This window comes from Saccharopolyspora dendranthemae, assembly GCF_007829955.1.
GTDB classification, from domain to species: Bacteria; Actinomycetota; Actinomycetes; order Mycobacteriales; family Pseudonocardiaceae; genus Saccharopolyspora; species Saccharopolyspora dendranthemae.
Window position 1 is genome coordinate 293,797 of the sequence record NZ_VIWX01000005.1, and the last position, 17,047, is coordinate 310,843.

Genomic DNA, 17,047 nt, shown 5'->3' on the forward strand with positions numbered 1-17,047 from the left:
CCGAAATGTCCGCTCAGTTTGGACTAAAACTGGGAACTGGCGACCACCCACCCGGCGTGCGCATCGACGGGGTTCTCAGCCGTGGAGGTCGCGGTAGGTGGTGGCGGCGCCTGGGTGCAGCGGGACTTCACCGGTGCCGATCAGGTTGCGCACGTCCAAGAACTGCGTTCCCACCGTCTCCCCGGGGACCAGGAACGGGGCGCGGCGTGCCAGCACCCGGACGACCGCCGCCGCGAGATCATCGGGGAGGCCCGGACCGCAGGCGAGGATGTTGGGGACGCCGATGGTCGGCGTCCCGGTGGCCTCCCGGTACGCCCCGGGCGGCACCTGCAGCTGGTCGCAGTCCGGCGTGCAGCGCGCCGCCGCGGTGTTCAACGGCAGCAGCCGGATCCCGATCCGCTCGTCGAGGGTCTTCAGCAGCGGAGTCGGGAGTCCGCCCGACCACAGGAACGCCTCGATGCGGCCGTCCTCCAACGACCTGACCGCCTCCTCCAGCGAGAGCATCTCGGTGCGCAGTCCCGGCCTCCCGTCGAAGAGCCGCGCTCCCATCAGCGCCGTCCCCGACTTCGGCGCGCCGACGGACACCGAACGCAGATCGGAGAGATCGCGCACCGGCGAGTCGGCGGGCACCACGAGCTGCGCGTAGTTCTCGTAGACGCGGCCGATCGCGCGCAGCGGCACCGACGGCCCGAGCTCGCCGGCGAGAGCGGCGTGAGCGGCATCGGCGAGCACCATGCCCAGGTCGGCGCGGCCGTCGCGGAGCATCTCCAGGTTGTCGACGCTGCCCTGGCTGGTCAGCACGACGGGGTGCAGCTCCGGTTCGGCCGCGGCGAGCTCAGCGCCGAGCAGCCTGCCGAAAGCCGTGTAGAAACCCCCGGATTCACCCGCCGCGATGCGCAGCTCGCGCACCGGCTCGGTGCGCCCGCACGCGGCGAGCAGGCCGAGGCCGAGGAACGCGCGCCGCCGCATCACCGCACCTCCGGCAGGTCGAGGTGCACGCTGAGCCCGTGCGGTTCGGTGCGGGCGATGCGCATCTCGCCGCCGTGCGCGGCGAGCAGCTGCCCGGCGATGGCCAGTCCGAGCCCGCTGCCGCGGCTGCCCCGGTGGTGATCGGCTCGCCAGAAGCGCTGCGCGGCGAGCGAGATCTCCTCGTCGGACAACCCCGGGCCGGTGTCCGCGACGGTGAGCGAGCGGCCGTCCCAGGCCATCTCGACCGACGCGCCGACGGCGTACTTCACCGCGTTGTCCAGCAGGACGTCCAGCACCTGCGTCAACTCCTCAGTGGACAGAGCGGTCCGGCCCGACGCGGAGTCCGGTGCGGACAGCGAGATCCCGGCGTCCTCGGCGGCGGGCCGCCACGCGCGGACCCGGTCGTCGATCACCGCCGCCACGTCGGCCGGCTCGCCGGACTCCGACGCCTGATCGGCGGTGGCCAGCGCCAGCAGCCGGTCCAGCAGCGCTTCCAGCCGGTCCACCTCCCCGACGGTGGAGCGGTAGGTCTGCTCGCCGTCGGGGGTGATGCGCCGCTCCAGCGCGTCCACCCGCAGCCGCAGCGCCGCCATCGGGTTGCGCAGCTGGTGCGAGGCGTCGGCGACCAGGCGGCGCTGGCGCTCGTCGGCCTCGGCCACCGCCTCGGACATCCGGTTGAAGGAGACGGCGAGTTCTCGCAGCTCAGGAGGCCCGGCGTCGGCGGGAACCCGGGAGCGCCGCGACCCAGCGCTGATCGCCCGCACCCCGGAGCCGAGATCGGCCAGCGGCCGCAGCACCCAGCGGGACAGCACCAGCGCCAGCAGCCCGCACACCACCAGCGCGGTCAGCGCGCCCGCCGCGATCAACGCCCAGTACCCGGCGATGTCGGAGGTGGCCCGGCGCACCGAGGCTTCCATCACGACCGCCCCGGTCACCCGCGTCCCGTCGCCGACCGGCCGGTAGCGCACCAGCTGCTCCCGCGACCACGGGCGCAACCACTGCACCGCCCCGGCGGGTTCGTTGCGCAGCGCCTTGTCGATCGGCCCGGCCACGTCGGCGGCCCGAGCCCCGCCGGTCTCCACCACGGGCGCGCGGGCGGCGTCGACGACGACGAGCGGTTCGCCGTAGAGGTCGGTGTAGCGGCGGGCTTCGGCGCGCAGCACCGTGGCGTCGCCGGTGCCGAAGGCGTGATCGGCCAGGCCCGCGAAGCGGTCGAGGTCGGCGTTGCGGGCCAGCACCAGCTGCTGGGTGCGCTCGGCGGCGGTGGCGCGCAGCAGCGGAGCGGCGAACCCGGCGACGGCCAGCACCGAGAACGTGAGCAGGACCAGCAGCAGCCGCTTACCCATCGGCGCCGAGCCGGTAGCCGAAGCCCCGGATGGTCACCAGCAGGTCCGGGCGGCCGAGTTTGGAGCGCAGCTGCGCGATGTGCACGTCCAGCGATCGCGACACCGCGAGGTAGGCGTCGCCCCACACCTCGTCCATCAGCCGTTGCCTGCTGACGGCCGTGCCGATCTCGGAGGCGAGGATCGCCAGCACGTCGAACTCCTTGGGCGTGAGCTCGATCTCGGACTCGGCGACCTGCACCCGGCGGGTCCGCAGGTCGATCCGCACGTCGTCGACCTCGACCTGTTCGGAGCCGGGGGAGGGGTGCCTGCCGCGCCGGGCGACGGCTTCGATGCGGGCCAGGAGTTCGGCCATGCGCACGGGTTTGACGAGGTAGTCGTCGGCGCCGGAGCGCAGGCCGCGCACGACCATCCGCTCCTCGCTGCGCGCGGTGAGCACCACGACCGGCATCGGCCCGATGCGCCGCAGCTTGCGCAGCACTTCCAGACCGTCGGTGTCCGGCAGGCCGAGGTCGAGCAGCACCAGGTCGTGCTCGCGGTGCCGCAGCAGGGCGTCCGACCCGCGGCTGACGCGGGTCGTCCGGTGCCCGTGGGAGTCGAGGACGTCGACGAGCGCTTCCGCGACGCCGTCGTCGTCCTCGACGAGCAGAACCCGCACCGGCCACACCTCCGGGTGCAGAGTATGGCCGGTGCCGGTCATCAGTTCCCCATCCGGGAATCCTTCGAGGTCTCCCGCATCCGCAGGTAGACCAGCAGCGAGATCAGCACGCAGCCGGAGACGTAGTAGAAGAACAGGCTCTCCATGCCCGCCTGCTTGAGCCACAGCGCCACCAGCTCGGAGGTGCCGCCGAAGATCGCGACGGTCAGCGCGTAGGGCAGGCCGACGCCGAGGGCGCGGATGTTCGTCGGGAACAGCTCGGCCTTCACGATCGCGTTGATCGAGGTGTAGCCGGTGACGATGATCAGGCCGCCCATCATCAGCAGGAACGCGGCGATCGGGTTCTGCGTGCCGCCCAGCACCGTCATCAGCGGGACGGTCAGCAGGGTGCCGGAGATGCCGAAGAACATCAGCAGCTTGCGGCGCCCGATCCGGTCGGACAGCGCACCCGCCAGCGGCTGCAGCACGCCGAAGGCCAGCAGCGCGAAGAAGTTGATCCAGGCGGCCGTGGGCTTGTCGATGCCGCCCGTGTTGACCATGTATTTCTGCAGGTAGGTGGTGTAGGTGTAGAACGCCACCGTGCCGCCGAGAGTCAGGCCGACGACCAGCATGCATTCGCGCGGGTACTGCAGCAGGGCCTTGACGGTGCCCTGCTCGGCGCCTGAGGACGACGAGTTCTTGTAGCTCTCCGTCTCGTCCATGCCGCGACGCAGCCACAGCACGACCAGGGCGCCGAACGCGCCGATGACGAACGGGATGCGCCAGCCCCAGGCGTCCATCTGATCGCCGGTGAGCACCTGCTGCAGGACGATCTGCACGCCCAGCGCGACCAGCTGACCGGACACCAGCGTCACGTACTGGAAGCTGGAGTAGAACCCGCGCTTGCCCTCGGTGGCGACCTCGGAGAGGTAGGTCGCGGAGGTCGCGTACTCGCCGCCGACCGAGAGTCCCTGCAGCAACCGCGCGGCGACCAGCAGGAGCGGCGCGGCCAGGCCGATCGAGTCGTATCCCGGGGTCAGCGCGATGATCAGCGAACCGAACGCCATCAGCGCCACCGACAGGGTCAGCGCGGCCCGCCTGCCGAAGCGGTCGGCGTAGCGGCCGAGCATCCAGCCGCCCAGCGGGCGCATCAGGAACCCGACCGCGAACACGGCTGCGGTGTTGAGCAGTTGCGCCGTCGAGTCGCCCTGGGGGAAGAACGTCGCGGCGAAGTAGATGCTGAACGCCGTGTAGGCGTACCAGTCGTACCACTCGATGAGGTTCCCGATGGAACCTCGCACGACGTTGCCGATCACCCGGCGTTCGGAGCGAACCGCCTCGTTGCGGTGTGCTGTCGTCATCTGTCCTCCCGGTCTTGCGTTGAGAAGTGACGATGAACAAGGGGCGACGGGAGGACAACGGTCGGCGGGTTTCCTTTACCTGGCGCTAACGTGATCGGCAGGAGGTGCGCGATGGCGTTGCAGCCGGGTGAACTGGACGCGCTGGTCGACGTGGAGGGTCTGCTGGTGGGCCACGACCAGCGGCTCGACGAGCACTGGGCGACCGGTGCGACCGCCGTGCTCGCCCCGGGTGGTGCCACCGCCGCCGTCGACGTCCGCGGCGGAGGGCCGGGCACCCGCGAGACCGACGTGCTCGAACCCAGCCACCTAGTGCAGCGCGTCAACGGGCTGGTGTTCGCGGGCGGCAGCGCCTACGGGCTCGCCGCGGCCGACGGGGCGATGCGCTGGCTGGGGGAGCGCGGTCACGGCGTCCCGGTCGGCGGACCCGGTCACGTCGTGCCGGTGGTGCCCGCGGCGGTGATCTTCGACGTGCCGATGAACGACTGGGGCAACCGGCCCGACGCCGAGTTCGGCTACCGGGCCTGCCGGAACGCGACTCGCACCGAGACCCGGCAGGGCAACGTCGGCGCCGGGACCGGGGCCGTGGTCGGGCCGGTCAAGGGCGGTGTCGGCACGGCCAGCGCCGTGCTGCCGGACGGCACCACCGTCGCCGCGCTCGTCGTGGTCAACGCCGCGGGCTCGGCGATCGACCCCGACACCGGCCTGCCGTGGACGCCCACGCCCGGACTCCACGCACCGAGTTCTCACGAAGTGGAAGCGGCGCGCCCGCGTTACGAGGGGAGACCCGGCCGTAACGGTCCGGTCGACCGGCCGCTCAACACCACGCTCGGCGTCGTGGCCACCGATCTGCGGATGAGCAAGTCCGAGTGCCGACGCCTGGCCGTGGCCGGTCACGACGCGCTGGCCCGCGCCGTACGGCCCGCTCACCTGCTCGTGGACGGCGACACGATGTTCGCCCTGGCCACGGGTGCCGGCGAGGCCCTGCCGGAGCCCGGAGAACCCGGCTGGGCGGTGCGATTGGACCAGGTTAGCGCCGTGGCGGCCGAGGTCGTCGAGCGCGCGATCGTGCGCGGGATGCTCGCGGCCGAGCCGGTCGGAGAGGTGACGTGCTACACGCGCCTCTACCCCTCCGCGCGGGAATGAATCATCGTTGGGCGTCGTTTGCCGAGACGACGAAGCCGCACCGGTTCGACCACGACTTCCACATGCTGGGAGGCCGGTGCCCCACCTACTAGGATGGTTGCTGTGCTGGTGATCCGACGCGACCTCGTGGACGCGATGGTCGCGCATGCCCGACGGGACCACCCGGATGAGGCGTGCGGCGTGATTGCTGGACCGGAAGGGTCCGACCGTCCGGAGCGCTTGGTCGAGATGATCAACGCCGAGCGGTCGCCCACGTTCTACCGGTTCGACTCCGCCGAGCAGTTGCAGGTGTGGCGGGGCATGGACTCCGCCGACGAGGAGCCGGTGGTCATCTACCACTCGCACACCTCGACCGAGGCCTACCCGTCGCGCACAGACGTCTCCTACGCCTCGGAGCCCCACGCGCACTACGTGCTCGTGTCCACGCGGGACCCGCAGACCCATGAGCTGCGCTCCTATCGCATCCTCGATGGCCAGGTCACCGAGGAGCCGGTGGAGGTCGTGGAGTCGTACATGTTCGCCCACACCGGTAGCGACGAGGTGCCCGACCGCGACTGATCCGCGGCTCGACCCCAACACCGTTGTTCGCGTTCCCTACGCAGTCCTTTGTGGACAGGAGGATTTCCCATGGCAGTCAACGTTTCCATCCCCACCATCCTGCGCACCCACACCGATGGCCAGAAGTCGGTGGAGGCCAAGGGTGACAACCTCGCCGCCGTGATCGACGACCTCGACACGAACTTCAACGGTCTCAAGGACCGCCTGGTCAAGGAGGGCAACCTCCACCGGTTCGTCAACGTCTACGTCAACGACGAGGACGTCCGCTTCTCCGGTGGGCTCGAAGCCCAGGTGTCCGACGGCGACAACGTCACCATCCTGCCGGCCGTCGCCGGCGGCATGCGCTGACGCAGGAGGAACCGTGGCTCGTTTCGGCTCGCTGCTCGACGCGCTGGGGGAAACCCCGCTCGTCGGGCTGCCGCAGCTCTCTCCCGCGCCCGACGTCCGCTTGTGGGCGAAGCTGGAGGACCGCAACCCGACCGGCTCCATCAAGGACCGGGCGGCGCTGAACATGATCGAGGCCGCCGAGAAGGAAGGCCGGCTCACCACCGGCTGCACCATCCTCGAACCGACCTCGGGCAACACCGGCATCTCGCTGGCCATGGCCGCCAAGCTCAAGGGCTACGGCCTGGTCTGCGTCATGCCGGAGAACACCTCCGAGGAGCGGCGTCAGCTGCTGCAGGCCTACGGCGCGCGGATCATCTCCTCGCCCGCGGCCGGCGGGTCGAACCAAGCCGTGGCGATGGCCAAGGAACTGGCCGAGCAGAACCCCGACTGGGTCATGCTCTACCAGTACGGGAACCCGGCCAACGCCGATGCGCACTACCGGGGCACCGGGCCCGAGATCCTGCGGGACCTGCCGACCATCACCCACTTCGTGGCCGGTCTCGGCACCACCGGGACGCTCGTGGGCGTCGGTCGGTACCTGCACGAGCACAAGCCCGGGACCCAGGTGGTGGCGGCCGAGCCGCGCTACGGCGAGCTCGTCTACGGGCTGCGCAACCTCGACGAGGGCTTCGTCCCGGAGCTCTACGACGAGAGCGTGCTCAACCGGCGGTTCTCCGTCGGGTCCTACGACGCCCTGCGCCGGACCCGTCAGCTGCTGGAGAACGAAGGCATCTTCGCCGGGATCTCCACCGGCGGGGTCCTGCACGCGGCCCTGACCATCGCCGAGAAGGCGGCGGCCGCAGGGGAATCCGCGGACATCGCCTTCGTGGTCGCCGACGCCGGCTGGAAGTACCTCTCCACCGGCGCCTACAGCGGCACCATCGACGAGGCCGCGCAGCGCCTCGAAGGCCAGCTCTGGGCCTGAGCCCCGCTCCGCTCCAGCTGGGGTGGCGACACGCGGGCAATTCCCAGTTTTAGTCCAAACCGAGCCATGATCATGTCCGAAATGTCGGCTCAGTTTGGACTAAAACTGGGAACTGCCGCGGCCTCGACGCGCAAGGCCCCGGCACGTCCCCGTGTTCGCGTCAGCCGGTGAAGGCGTAGGTGCGGAGGCCTTCTGCTGGCGCGTGGAGGCTCAGTACCGTGCCGTCGGTTCCGGTGGGGGACGGGAGGCCGTCGCGGGTCGTGGTGATGTAGAGGTCGCGCAGATCCCGGCCGCCGAAGCAGAGGCCGGCGGGTCGCTGCACCGGGAGCGGGATCGTCCCGACGAGCTCACCGTCGGGGGCGTAGCGGTGCAGTTCGCCCTTGTCCCGGACGGCGGTCCAGAGAGTCCCCTCGGTGTCCACCGCCAGGCCCGAGGGCTGGCCGCCGACCTCGCAGAGGGTCCGCCGGTTGCCCATCAGGCCCGCCTCGACGTCGAAGTCGAGGATCTCGATCCGGCTTGTGCCCGCGTCGGCGATGTAGAAGCGCGAGTCGTCCGGGCTGATCGCCAGGCCCAGACCCGCCTTCAGGTCCTTGATGATCACGCCCGCCGAGCCGTCCGGGTTCACCCTGGCCAGCCAGCCGTCCCCGGACTCGTCCTCGCGCATCGTCGTGGCCCACATGCGGCCGGTGCGGTCGATCGTGGTGGCACCGGCGGTCATGCCCTCGCGGGCCCAGTAGACCAGCCAGGTGCGCTGCTCCCCGTGGGCGTCGAACAGCGCGACGCCCTCCTGCAGGTGCAGCACCAGCCCGCCTCGGCTGCGGGGTTTCGCGCCGCCGGTCTGCTGCTGCAGCGTCATCGTCGCGTTGGTGTGACCCGGGCGGTAGCGGTGCACCTCACCCGCGGGCGGATCCGTCCACAGCAGGGTCTCGGTGCCGATGTCCCAGGTGGGCGCCTGTCCGGAACGAGCCGCCGCCTGCACTGCGATGTCGACCTGGGCGTGCACACTCCACCTTCCAACCACCGGACGCAACGGGGCCGAACCTTACCGCCAAGATCATCCGATGGGGCCGGATGGCGGAATCCGCGCTCATCCGCAACTCACTCGACACCCGGATGATGCTCGATCGCGGCGTCCGGAAATCAGGGACGATCCCGATCCTCCGCTTCTCCCGGGAAGCTAGGCTCGATGGTGTGACACGCCCGATGGAACGCCCACGCCCGCGAGTGCTGCCCGCGAACCCGCTTCGGGCCGCGATCGGAATGGTCATCGCCATCGCGGGGCTGTTCGCCATCGAGCTCTACGACGCGGCGACGCCCGCGCCCAACATCGCGGCGGACCTCGACGGCAACGGTATTCAGCCGCGCACCGTCGGTGGGCTCGACGGCATCCTCTGGGCGCCGCTGCTGCACCTCGGCTGGCCGCACCTGATCAGCAACTCGCTGCCGCTGTTCGTCCTCGGCTGGCTGCTGCTCGCCGGTGGGATCCGGCAGTTCATCGGGGTCACCGCGGTCGTGTGGATCGTCGCGGGCGCCGGCACCTGGCTCGTCGGTGCGCCCGGCTTCCACGTCGGGGCGTCCGGCGTGATCTTCGGCTGGATGGTGTTCCTGCTGCTGCGCGGGTTCGCCCAGCGCAGCATCGCCCAGATCCTGGTCGCGGTCGTGCTGTTCTTCTACTGGGGCGGGATGCTCTGGGGCGTGCTCCCCGGTCAGCCCGGCATCTCCTGGGAGGGCCACCTCTTCGGCGCGATCGGTGGGGTGCTCGCCACGTGGTTGGTGGCGCGCAGCACGCGACGGCGGGTGTCGCGCCCGGAGCCTGGCACACTGACCGCGTGACCAACGCTCCGATCGGGATCTTCGACTCGGGAGTCGGCGGGCTGACCGTGAGCCGCGCGATCATGGACCAGCTGCCCGGCGAGACCATCCACTACGTCGGGGACACCGCCAACGCCCCCTACGGGCCCATGCCGCTGGCCGAGATCCGCTCTCGCACCTTGGCGGTCACCGACGCGATGGTCGACGAGGGCGTGAAGATGCTGGTCATCGCCTGCAACACCGCCTCGTCGGCCTGCCTGCGCGACGCGCGCGAGCGCTACTCGATCCCCGTCGTGGAGGTCGTGCTGCCCGCTGTCCGCCGGGCCGTGGCCACCACCCGCAACCGGCGGGTCGGCGTCATCGGCACCGACGCCACGATCCGCTCCCGCGCCTACGACGACGCCTTCACCGCTGCCCCCGACATCGCGCTGACCACTGCCGCCTGCCCTCGGTTCGCGGACTTCGTCGAGCGCGGCATCACCAGCGGCAGGCAGGTGCTGGGACTCGCGCAGAACTACCTCGATCCGCTGCAGCAGGCCGGTGTCGACACCCTCGTGCTCGGCTGCACGCACTACCCGCTGCTGACCGGCGTCCTGCAGCTCGCGATGGGTGACCACGTCACGCTCGTCTCCAGCGCGGAGGAAACCGCCAAGGACGTCGTGCGGGTGCTCACCGAGCACGACCAGATGGCCGAGCCGGACAATCTTCCCGAGCACGAGTTCCGCGCCACGGGTGAACCAGAGCGTTTCGCCCGATTGGCCCGTCGCTTTCTCGGTCCGGCTCCCTCAGCCGATGCCGTTCGGCCGCTTCGCGTGACAAGCTCTCTCGCATGAAGCTGACGGTCCTCGGTTGCGCCGGGAGCATTCCCGGCCCCGACTCGCCCGCGTCCGGATACCTGCTGGAGTCCGGTGGCACCCGCATCGCGCTGGACCTGGGCAACGGCACCCTCGGCGCCATGCAGCGCTTCATCGACCCGTTCGACCTGGACGCGCTGTTCTTCAGCCACCTGCACCCCGATCACTGCGCCGATTTCGGCGCGCTGACCGTCTACCGGCGCTACCGGCCGAACCCGCCGTACGACGCGCGCGCCCGTCGGCTCCCGGTGTTCGCCCCGGACAACGCCCCGGAACGGCTCGCCGCGCTGTACGCGCCGACCGCGGCCGAGCTCGCCGAGACCGACCTGTCCGACGTCTTCGACTTCCGCCCGGTCAGCACCGAACCGGTGCGCATCGGGCCGTTCGCCATCCGCGCCGTCGAGGTCGCCCACTTGTGCCCGACCTGGGGATTCCGCGTGGAGGCGGAGGGCAGGGTCCTCGCCTACACCGGGGACACCGGTCCCTGCGGTCAGCTCACCGACCTGGCCGCAGGCGCTCACGTCCTGCTCGCCGAGGCGTCCTGGGAGCACCACGAGTCCGCCCCGATGAACGTCCACCTCTCCGGCCGCCAGGCGGGGGAGGTCGCCAAGACGGCGGCGGCCGAGCGCCTGCTGGTCACCCACCTCGTGCCCTGGACGGACCACGGCGCGATCGAGGCGGAGGCCGAGGCCGCTTTCGAGGGACCCGCCCAACTCGTCCGGGCGGGCGCCACCTACGAGGTCTGACGGTGGTGGGCGCCGGCGGCGCCCCTGGTGGGCGGGGCCTGCGACGGGAAGCCGGGGCCTGGGCTTAGGGTTGAGTCGTGGCTAGAGCGGATGGGCGTAGTGACGATCAGCTTCGCGATGTGAAGATCACCCGGGGTTACCAGGACTGGCCGGCGGGCTCGGTGCTGGTGGAGTTCGGCCGTACCCGGGTGCTGTGCGCGGCCAGCGTGCAGGAGGGCGTCCCGCGCTGGCGGACCGGCTCCGGACTGGGCTGGGTCACCGCCGAGTACGCGATGCTGCCCTCGGCGACCAACACGCGCAGCTCCCGCGAGTCGGTGAAGGGTCGCATCGGCGGCCGCACTCATGAGATCTCCCGGCTGGTCGGCCGGTCCCTGCGCGCCTGCATCGACATGGCAGCGCTCGGCGAGAACACCATCACCCTGGACTGCGACGTGATCCAGGCCGACGGCGGAACCCGCACCGCCGCGATCACCGGCGCCTACGTGGCGCTGGCCGACGCCGTGACGTGGCTGGGCGCCGCCAAGCGGTTGTCCGACCCGAAGCCGCTGTCGTGCTCGATCCAGGCGGTCAGCGTCGGTGTCGTCGACGGCCGGGTGCGGCTGGACCTGCCCTACGAGGAGGACTCGCGCGCCGAGGTCGACATGAACGTGGTCGCCACCGACCACGGCACGCTGGTCGAGGTGCAGGGCACCGGCGAGGGCGCGACCTACACGCGGTCCACCATGGACAAGATGCTCGACTTCGCGCTCGCGGGCTGCGGTGAGCTCGCGCGCCTGCAGGAGTCCGTGCTCGCCGAGCCGTACCCGGGTGAGCTGCCCGGAGGCGCTGCGTGAGCCGGTTGCTGCTGGCCACCCGCAACCGGAAGAAGCTGGTGGAGCTGCGCCGCATCCTCGACGCCGAGGGCGTCACCGGCCTGGAGGTCGTGGGGCTGGCCGACGTGCCGGAGTTCCCCGAAGCGCCCGAGACGGGCGCGACCTTCGAGGAGAACGCGGTGGCCAAGGCGGCCGACGCCGCTCGCGCCACCGGCCTGCCCGCCGTCGCCGACGACTCCGGGCTGGAGATCGACGCGCTCAACGGGATGCCGGGCGTGCTCTCGGCGCGCTGGGCGGGCCGGCACGGCGACGACCAGGCGAACCTCGAGCTGGTGCTCGGGCAGATCACCGACGTGCCCGACGAGCGGCGCGGCGGGGCGTTCGTCTCCGCCGCCGCGCTCGTGCGACCCGACGCGCGCGAGACCGTGGTGCGCGGCGAGTGGCGCGGCACGATCATCCGGGAATCGCGCGGAGCCAACGGGTTCGGCTACGACCCGATCTTCGTGCCCGAGGGCGGGACCGCCACCAGCGCGGAGCTGTCCCCGGAGGAGAAGGACGCCGACTCCCACCGCGGCCGAGCGCTGCGCCTGCTGCTGCCCGCGCTGCGGGAGCTCGCGGGCTGAGTGTGATGCCGCTCGCCCCGGTGGGGGCATCAGCGGCATCGACGGTTAACTTCGGTGCGTGTTCACCGATTGGTTCGAACTGGCCCTGCTCGTCGTCGTCGGATTCCTGTCCGGCGCGGTGAACGCGGTGGCCGGTGGCGGCTCCCTGCTGGTGTTCCCGGCGCTGCTGGCGACCGGGATGTCACCGCTGGTCGCCAACGTGACCAACTCGGTCGCCCAAGGTCCCGGTTTCGTCGGCGCGGCGGTCAGCCAGCGCAACGACCTCACCGGCAATTCGCGCAGGTTGTGGAGCACGTCGATCGCGGCCTGCGTGGGTTCGGCGATCGGCTGCGCGCTGCTGATGGTGCTGCCGGGCGAGGTGTTCGACGCCGTGGTCCCGGCGCTGGTGGCGTTGTCGGCGGTGCTGATGGCCTTCCAGAACACCATCCGCAAGTGGCTCGGCACACCGGCCGAGGAAGCGGGGGACCGGACGGTCCTGCTCACCGTCGGGATCTTCCTCGCCTCGATCTACGGCGGGTACTTCGGCGGGGCCCGCAGCGTCATCCTGATCGCGATCCTGGTGCTCGCGGCGACCGACAGCATGCGCAGGCTCAACGCGCTCAAGAGCTGGCTGGGCATGATCGGCAGCGCGGCCACGCTGGTGGTCTACTCGCTCATCGCGCCGGTCGACTGGCTGGCGGTGGCGATGCTGGTGCCCACCACGGTCCTCGGCGGCTACCTGGGCGGGAAGGTCGCCCAGCGCCTGCCTTCGACGCTGCTCCGCTACCTCGTCGTGGTCATCGCCGCGGGCGTCGCCATCTACATGGTCCTCGACTGAGAGGCCGTTCCTCCGCTGGTCTCGGGTGGGGTGGGGAAGTTTTCATGAAAACTTCCCCACCCCAGGAGTCGCCGAGCACGCTCTTAGACGCCGATCTCCTTGCGGAGGCGTTCGACGTGGCCGGTGGCCTTGACGTTGTAGAGAGCCTTGGCGATCTTGCCGTCGGGGTCGACGACGAAGGTCGAGCGGATGACGCCCTGGACGACCTTGCCGTAGTTCTTCTTCTCGCCGAAGGCGCCCCAGGCGGTCATGACCTCGCGGTTCTCGTCGGACAGCAGCGGGAACGTCAGCCCCTCGCCGTCGCGGAACTTCGCGAGCTTGGCGGGCTTGTCGGGCGAGACCCCCAGGACGTCGAAACCGGCGTCGTTGAGCTCCGCGAGGCTGTCGCGGAAGTCGCAGGCCTCCTTGGTGCAGCCCGGGGTGCTCGCGGCGGGGTAGAAGTAGACGACCACCGAGCGTCCGCGGAAGTCGCTCAGCGAGACGGTGTTGCCGTCGGCGTCCGGAAGTGAGAACTCGGGCGCGGCGTCGCCGTCGGAGAGTCGGTTCTGTTCGCTCATGCCCGCGACGCTAGCCGATGGGCCGGACGGCTCATTCGGGCAGCGCCGACCCGCCCGCGGCCGGGGTGAGTTGCGACACCTGCTCGATGGCCGGCTGCTGCGCCGCTTGTTGCTGGACGACGAGGAACCCGCCAACGATCAACCCGGCCAATGCCGAAGTCGTCACGGCAATTGCGCACCTCGTGTAGACGCGGACGGACACCGTCGAATTTCCTTTCGCAGTCCCGGAAACCGCCTCCGAGGCGGACAAACTAGAGATCGCCGGTTTCGCGGAGATCGTTACCGGAGTCCCTCGATCGGGCTACCGGGTTGCGTGGGTGGTGGCCCACGCGTAGACGAGGGGGTGACCACCGATCGCGTTCAACGACAGGAGAGTCATGCCGACCGTCGCCGAACAGTTCATCGAAGTCCTCGTGCAGGCCGGTGTGAAGCGGATCTACGGGATCGTCGGCGACAGCCTCAACCCGGTGGTCGACGCCGTGCGCCGGACCGAGGGGATCGAGTGGGTGCACACCAGGCACGAGGAAGCGGCGGCGTTCGCCGCGAGCGCCGAAGCGCAGGCCACCGGGCGTCTCGCAGTGTGCGCGGGCAGTTGCGGGCCGGGCAACCTGCACCTGATCAACGGGCTCTACGACGCGCACCGCAGCAGCGCTCCGGTGCTGGCGCTGGCCTCGCACATCCCGTCCGCGCAGATCGGCACCGGCTTCTTCCAGGAGACCCACCCCGAAGAGCTGTTCAACGAGTGCAGCCACTTCTGCGAACTCCTCTCGCAGCCGACGCAGATGCCGCGACTCCTGCGCTCCGCGGTCCAGACCGCGGTCGGACGGCGCGGGGTGTCCGTGCTGGTCATGCCGGGTGACGTCGCCGAGGAGGAGGCGGCCAAGCCGACCGGGCAGGGCGTGGTCGACTGGGACCCGCCGACGCTGCTGCCCTCGCGCGACCAGGTCGACGCGCTCGCGGAGAGGATCAACCGCGCCGAGCGGCCGATGCTGTTCTGCGGCGCGGGTTCTCGCGGCGCGCACGCCGATGTGATGCAACTCGCGGAGAAGATCAAGGCCCCGGTCGGGCACGCGCTGCGCGGCAAGGAGTGGATCCAGTACGACAACCCCTACGACGTCGGCATGAGCGGGTTGCTGGGCTACGGAGCCTGCCACGAGGCGATGCACAAGGCCGACCTCGTGCTGCTGCTGGGGACCGATTTCCCGTACGACAACTTCCTGCCGCAGGCCAACACCGTGCAGGTCGACATCGACCCCACGCACCTGGGCCGCCGCACGGTGCTGGACCTGGCGGTGCACGGTGACGTCGCCGAGACGATCCGGGCGGTCCTGCCCAAGCTCTCGGCCAAGTCCGACCGGTCGTACCTGGACCGGATGCTGCGCGAGCACGCCGGCCAGCTGGAGAAGGTCGTCGACGCCTACACGCGCAACGTCGAATCGCAGGTGCCCATCCACCCCGAGTACGTCGCCGACGTGCTCGACGACCTGGCGTCCGACGACGCCGTGTTCACAGTGGACACCGGTATGTGCAACGTGTGGGCGGCCCGCTACATCACGCCGAACGGACGCCGCCGGGTGCTCGGCTCCTTCGTTCACGGCTCGATGGCCAACGCGCTCCCGCAGGCGATCGGGGCGCAGATGGCCGCGCCGGAGCGCCAGGTGGTGTCGATGTCCGGCGACGGCGGTCTGGCGATGCTGATGGGCGAGCTGCTGAGCCTGCGGACCCACCATCTGCCGGTGAAGACCGTGGTGTTCAACAACTCCTCGCTGGGCATGGTGAAGCTGGAGATGCTGGTCGACGGGATGCCGGACTTCGGCACCGACCACGACAGCGTCGACTTCGCCGCGATCGCGCGCGCGGCCGGGATCCACTCGATCCGGGTGGAGAAGCCCGGCGAGGTTCGCGACGCGCTCGCCGAGGCCCTGTCACACCCGGGGCCCGCGCTCGTCGACGTCGTGACCGACGCGAACGCGCTGTCGCTGCCGCCGCAGATCACCGGTGAGCAGGTCAAGGGCTTCGCGCTCGCGGTCAGCCGCACGGTCCTGTCCGGTGGTGTGGGAAAGATGGTGCAACTCGCCAGGAGCAACCTCCGCAACGTCCCGAGGCCGTAGGCCGGCAGGTGCGCAAACCAGCCCCTGGAACCTGGAGCTCAGTCCGGATCCCTGGGCGAGGTGAGATGGCCTGCTCGCCACCAGAGGAGCAGGCCCATGCCGAAGAACAGGGCCCAGACGAGAACGGACGCGAGCATCAACAGGTACACCTGGAACGTCACCCCCCGGAGATGGCGGTCCGGCCCTCCTGCGCGGCCGCCACGACGAGCATCCACCCGCAGAAGCTTCCTGTGAAGATGTCGTAAGGGTGATCAGGATGTGACTCGGTGTGGCGGGCCCGGCAAGATGGGGGCCATGACAGTCAGTCCCACGGTCCGTCGTCGCAGGCTGGCCGCCGAACTGCGCAAGCTGCGCGCGCAGTCGGAGGTCACCCAGCAGCAGGCGGCCGGCCACCTCGGTTGCACGCAGGCGAAGATCGGGCGCTTCGAGACCGCGAAGAGATCACCCTCGGTCGGCGACGTGTCGGCACTGCTGGACTTCTACGGCGTGGACAACGCCGAGCGGGAGCCGCTGATCAACCTCGCGCGTGACGCCCGGAAGCGCGGGTGGTGGCATTCCTACAGCGACGTGCTGCCGGAGTGGTACGAGACCTACGTGGGTCTTGAGGCTGAGGCGTCCAGCATTCACACCTACGAGTCGGAAGCGATCCCCGGATTGCTGCAGACGCGTGAATACGCCTACGCCATCACCAAATCCACGCTCTTCCGGGCGCACGACGCGGAGATCGGCCGGCGCGTGGACCTGCGGATCCAGCGGCAGGAGCGCGTCACCGGCGACACCCCGCTGGAGCTGTGGGCGGTGGTGGGCGAGGCGGCGCTGCGCCGCCCCGTCGGCGGCGACGGGGTGCTGCGCAGGCAGCTGGAGCACATGCTCAAGCTGGGGCAGCTCGCCAACGTCACGTTGCAGGTGATGCCGCTGGATGCGGGAGCGCATCCGGCGCAGGCAGGTCCGTTCGTGATCCTCCGCTACTCCAACCACATTGACCCGGACGTGGTCTACCTGGAGACCCATGTGGGTGGGCTGTACCTGGAGCGCGAGATCGAGCTGACGAACTACGCCACGATGATGGACCATCTGAGAGCGCATGCGGTAGACCCGGAGGGTTCGATCGATTTCATCCAACAACGCATAGGAGAGTTGTAGATGCCGGAAATATCCTGCTGGCGCACCAGTTCCCGCTCCCAGGGGCAGGGTCAGTGCGTCGAGGTCGGCTTCGGGTCCGATCAAGTTGGTGTGCGGGACACCAAGAATCGGGGGTCGGGACGGATCGAGGTCGCCTCGAAGCTGTGGCAGGAGTTCGTCGGCGGCATCAAGAGCGGCCGGTTCGACCAGGGCTGATGTGCCGAGGGGAGCGCGTTGCATCGGGGGGCGCTCCCCATCAGCATCCGAAAA

The 17,047-nt window shown here is 70.3% G+C and carries 21 protein-coding genes; 13 read left to right on the plus strand and 8 right to left on the minus strand.

Translation table 11 applies throughout. From position 1 onward, the window contains the following. Positions 1–75 precede the first annotated feature (75 nt). The 4 genes from FHU35_RS23080 to FHU35_RS23095 are packed head-to-tail and all read right to left on the minus strand — an operon-like array spanning position 76 to position 4,310. A complete protein-coding gene (locus FHU35_RS23080; RefSeq protein WP_145743230.1) occupies positions 76–969 on the minus strand; it encodes a TAXI family TRAP transporter solute-binding subunit in 894 nt (297 codons plus the stop codon). Beyond that, a complete protein-coding gene (locus FHU35_RS23085; RefSeq protein ID WP_145743232.1) occupies positions 969–2,315 on the minus strand; it encodes a sensor histidine kinase in 1,347 nt (448 codons plus the stop codon). Before FHU35_RS23085 ends, FHU35_RS23080 begins: the two co-directional genes overlap by 1 nt. Further along, positions 2,308–3,012: a response regulator transcription factor gene (locus FHU35_RS23090; RefSeq protein ID WP_186459573.1), complete on the minus strand. Its 705-nt coding sequence runs from the start codon at positions 3,010–3,012 to the stop codon at positions 2,308–2,310. The genes FHU35_RS23085 and FHU35_RS23090 overlap by 8 nt, the downstream gene beginning before the upstream one ends. Next, positions 3,012–4,310, minus strand: coding sequence for an MFS transporter (locus tag FHU35_RS23095; RefSeq protein ID WP_145743235.1), 1,299 nt, complete (start codon positions 4,308–4,310; stop codon positions 3,012–3,014). The genes FHU35_RS23090 and FHU35_RS23095 overlap by 1 nt, the downstream gene beginning before the upstream one ends. A gap of 111 nt (positions 4,311–4,421) precedes the next feature. Between FHU35_RS23095 and FHU35_RS23100 the strand changes: the two genes are divergently transcribed. The 4 genes from FHU35_RS23100 (at position 4,422) to FHU35_RS23115 (ending at position 7,323) form a co-directional block, all read left to right on the plus strand. Continuing rightward, complete coding sequence (locus tag FHU35_RS23100) at positions 4,422–5,453, plus strand: P1 family peptidase (protein WP_145743237.1); 1,032 nt, start codon at positions 4,422–4,424, stop codon at positions 5,451–5,453. Between the two features lie 102 nt (positions 5,454–5,555). Continuing rightward, positions 5,556–6,011 carry a M67 family metallopeptidase gene (locus FHU35_RS23105; RefSeq protein ID WP_145743239.1) on the plus strand — a complete coding sequence of 152 codons (456 nt, stop codon included), beginning with the start codon at positions 5,556–5,558 and terminating at the stop codon, positions 6,009–6,011. 69 nt (positions 6,012–6,080) lie between these two features. Further along, positions 6,081–6,359 (plus strand): MoaD/ThiS family protein, encoded by a 279-nt coding sequence (locus tag FHU35_RS23110; protein ID WP_145743241.1) that lies wholly within the window; start codon positions 6,081–6,083, stop codon positions 6,357–6,359. Positions 6,360–6,372: 13 nt separating this feature from the next. Beyond that, positions 6,373–7,323 carry a PLP-dependent cysteine synthase family protein gene (locus tag FHU35_RS23115; protein ID WP_145743243.1) on the plus strand — a complete coding sequence of 317 codons (951 nt, stop codon included), beginning with the start codon at positions 6,373–6,375 and terminating at the stop codon, positions 7,321–7,323. Positions 7,324–7,483: 160 nt separating this feature from the next. Here the strand turns inward: FHU35_RS23115 and FHU35_RS23120 are convergent, their stop codons facing one another. After that, positions 7,484–8,326: an SMP-30/gluconolactonase/LRE family protein gene (locus tag FHU35_RS23120; RefSeq protein WP_145743245.1), complete on the minus strand. Its 843-nt coding sequence runs from the start codon at positions 8,324–8,326 to the stop codon at positions 7,484–7,486. 188 nt (positions 8,327–8,514) lie between these two features. Between FHU35_RS23120 and FHU35_RS23125 the strand changes: the two genes are divergently transcribed. The 6 genes from FHU35_RS23125 (at position 8,515) to FHU35_RS23150 (ending at position 12,987) form a co-directional block, all read left to right on the plus strand. Beyond that, a complete protein-coding gene (locus FHU35_RS23125) occupies positions 8,515–9,156 on the plus strand; it encodes a rhomboid family intramembrane serine protease (protein WP_246110516.1) in 642 nt (213 codons plus the stop codon). Then, on the plus strand, positions 9,153–9,968 hold the full coding sequence (murI, locus tag FHU35_RS23130) for a glutamate racemase (RefSeq protein ID WP_145743247.1): 816 nt from the start codon (positions 9,153–9,155) through the stop codon (positions 9,966–9,968). Before FHU35_RS23125 ends, murI begins: the two co-directional genes overlap by 4 nt. Further along, a complete protein-coding gene (locus tag FHU35_RS23135; protein WP_145743249.1) occupies positions 9,965–10,735 on the plus strand; it encodes an MBL fold metallo-hydrolase in 771 nt (256 codons plus the stop codon). The genes murI and FHU35_RS23135 overlap by 4 nt, the downstream gene beginning before the upstream one ends. Before the next feature lie 77 nt (positions 10,736–10,812). Beyond that, on the plus strand, positions 10,813–11,568 hold the full coding sequence (gene rph / locus FHU35_RS23140) for a ribonuclease PH (RefSeq protein ID WP_145743251.1): 756 nt from the start codon (positions 10,813–10,815) through the stop codon (positions 11,566–11,568). Then, entirely contained in the window at positions 11,565–12,170 is a 606-nt protein-coding gene (gene rdgB / locus FHU35_RS23145; RefSeq protein WP_145743253.1) for an RdgB/HAM1 family non-canonical purine NTP pyrophosphatase, read from the plus strand. The genes rph and rdgB overlap by 4 nt, the downstream gene beginning before the upstream one ends. Before the next feature lie 58 nt (positions 12,171–12,228). Continuing rightward, entirely contained in the window at positions 12,229–12,987 is a 759-nt protein-coding gene (locus tag FHU35_RS23150) for a sulfite exporter TauE/SafE family protein (protein WP_145743256.1), read from the plus strand. Between the two features lie 83 nt (positions 12,988–13,070). On the opposite strand, the gene bcp is transcribed toward FHU35_RS23150, so the two are convergent. Together bcp and FHU35_RS30215 are read right to left on the minus strand one after the other, a co-directional pair. Beyond that, entirely contained in the window at positions 13,071–13,544 is a 474-nt protein-coding gene (gene bcp / locus FHU35_RS23155; protein WP_145743259.1) for a thioredoxin-dependent thiol peroxidase, read from the minus strand. Positions 13,545–13,575: 31 nt separating this feature from the next. Then, positions 13,576–13,710, minus strand: a complete 135-nt coding sequence (locus FHU35_RS30215) for a hypothetical protein (protein ID WP_281290260.1) — start codon at positions 13,708–13,710, stop codon at positions 13,576–13,578. A 211-nt stretch (positions 13,711–13,921) separates the two neighbouring features. Between FHU35_RS30215 and FHU35_RS23160 the strand changes: the two genes are divergently transcribed. Beyond that, positions 13,922–15,655: a pyruvate dehydrogenase gene (locus tag FHU35_RS23160; protein ID WP_145743261.1), complete on the plus strand. Its 1,734-nt coding sequence runs from the start codon at positions 13,922–13,924 to the stop codon at positions 15,653–15,655. 38 nt (positions 15,656–15,693) lie between these two features. Here FHU35_RS23160 and FHU35_RS30220 read toward each other — a convergent pair whose 3' ends face one another. Further along, the gene (locus tag FHU35_RS30220) at positions 15,694–15,816 is read right to left on the minus strand and encodes a hypothetical protein (protein WP_281290261.1); all 123 of its coding nucleotides are present in this window, start codon (positions 15,814–15,816) and stop codon (positions 15,694–15,696) included. 133 nt (positions 15,817–15,949) lie between these two features. Here FHU35_RS30220 and FHU35_RS23165 point away from each other — a divergent pair, with 133 nt between their 5' ends. After that, entirely contained in the window at positions 15,950–16,798 is an 849-nt protein-coding gene (locus tag FHU35_RS23165) for a helix-turn-helix domain-containing protein (protein WP_246110517.1), read from the plus strand. Next, positions 16,799–16,993 (plus strand): DUF397 domain-containing protein, encoded by a 195-nt coding sequence (locus tag FHU35_RS23170; protein WP_145743265.1) that lies wholly within the window; start codon positions 16,799–16,801, stop codon positions 16,991–16,993. The last annotated feature ends 54 nt before the right edge of the window (positions 16,994–17,047 follow it).

Coding starts and splice junctions, on each gene's coding strand:
- FHU35_RS23110 (WP_145743241.1), top strand. CDS start 6,081: ATGGCAGTCAACGTTTCCATCCCCACCATCCTGCGCACCCACACCGAT.
- FHU35_RS23095 (WP_145743235.1), bottom strand. CDS start 4,310: ATGACGACAGCACACCGCAACGAGGCGGTTCGCTCCGAACGCCGGGTG.
- FHU35_RS23165 (WP_246110517.1), top strand. CDS start 15,950: ATGACAGTCAGTCCCACGGTCCGTCGTCGCAGGCTGGCCGCCGAACTG.
- FHU35_RS23090 (WP_186459573.1), bottom strand. CDS start 3,012: ATGACCGGCACCGGCCATACTCTGCACCCGGAGGTGTGGCCGGTGCGG.
- bcp (WP_145743259.1), bottom strand. CDS start 13,544: ATGAGCGAACAGAACCGACTCTCCGACGGCGACGCCGCGCCCGAGTTC.
- FHU35_RS23160 (WP_145743261.1), top strand. CDS start 13,922: ATGCCGACCGTCGCCGAACAGTTCATCGAAGTCCTCGTGCAGGCCGGT.
- FHU35_RS23080 (WP_145743230.1), bottom strand. CDS start 969: ATGCGGCGGCGCGCGTTCCTCGGCCTCGGCCTGCTCGCCGCGTGCGGG.
- FHU35_RS23170 (WP_145743265.1), top strand. CDS start 16,799: ATGCCGGAAATATCCTGCTGGCGCACCAGTTCCCGCTCCCAGGGGCAG.
- FHU35_RS23135 (WP_145743249.1), top strand. CDS start 9,965: ATGAAGCTGACGGTCCTCGGTTGCGCCGGGAGCATTCCCGGCCCCGAC.
- FHU35_RS23100 (WP_145743237.1), top strand. CDS start 4,422: ATGGCGTTGCAGCCGGGTGAACTGGACGCGCTGGTCGACGTGGAGGGT.
- FHU35_RS23085 (WP_145743232.1), bottom strand. CDS start 2,315: ATGGGTAAGCGGCTGCTGCTGGTCCTGCTCACGTTCTCGGTGCTGGCC.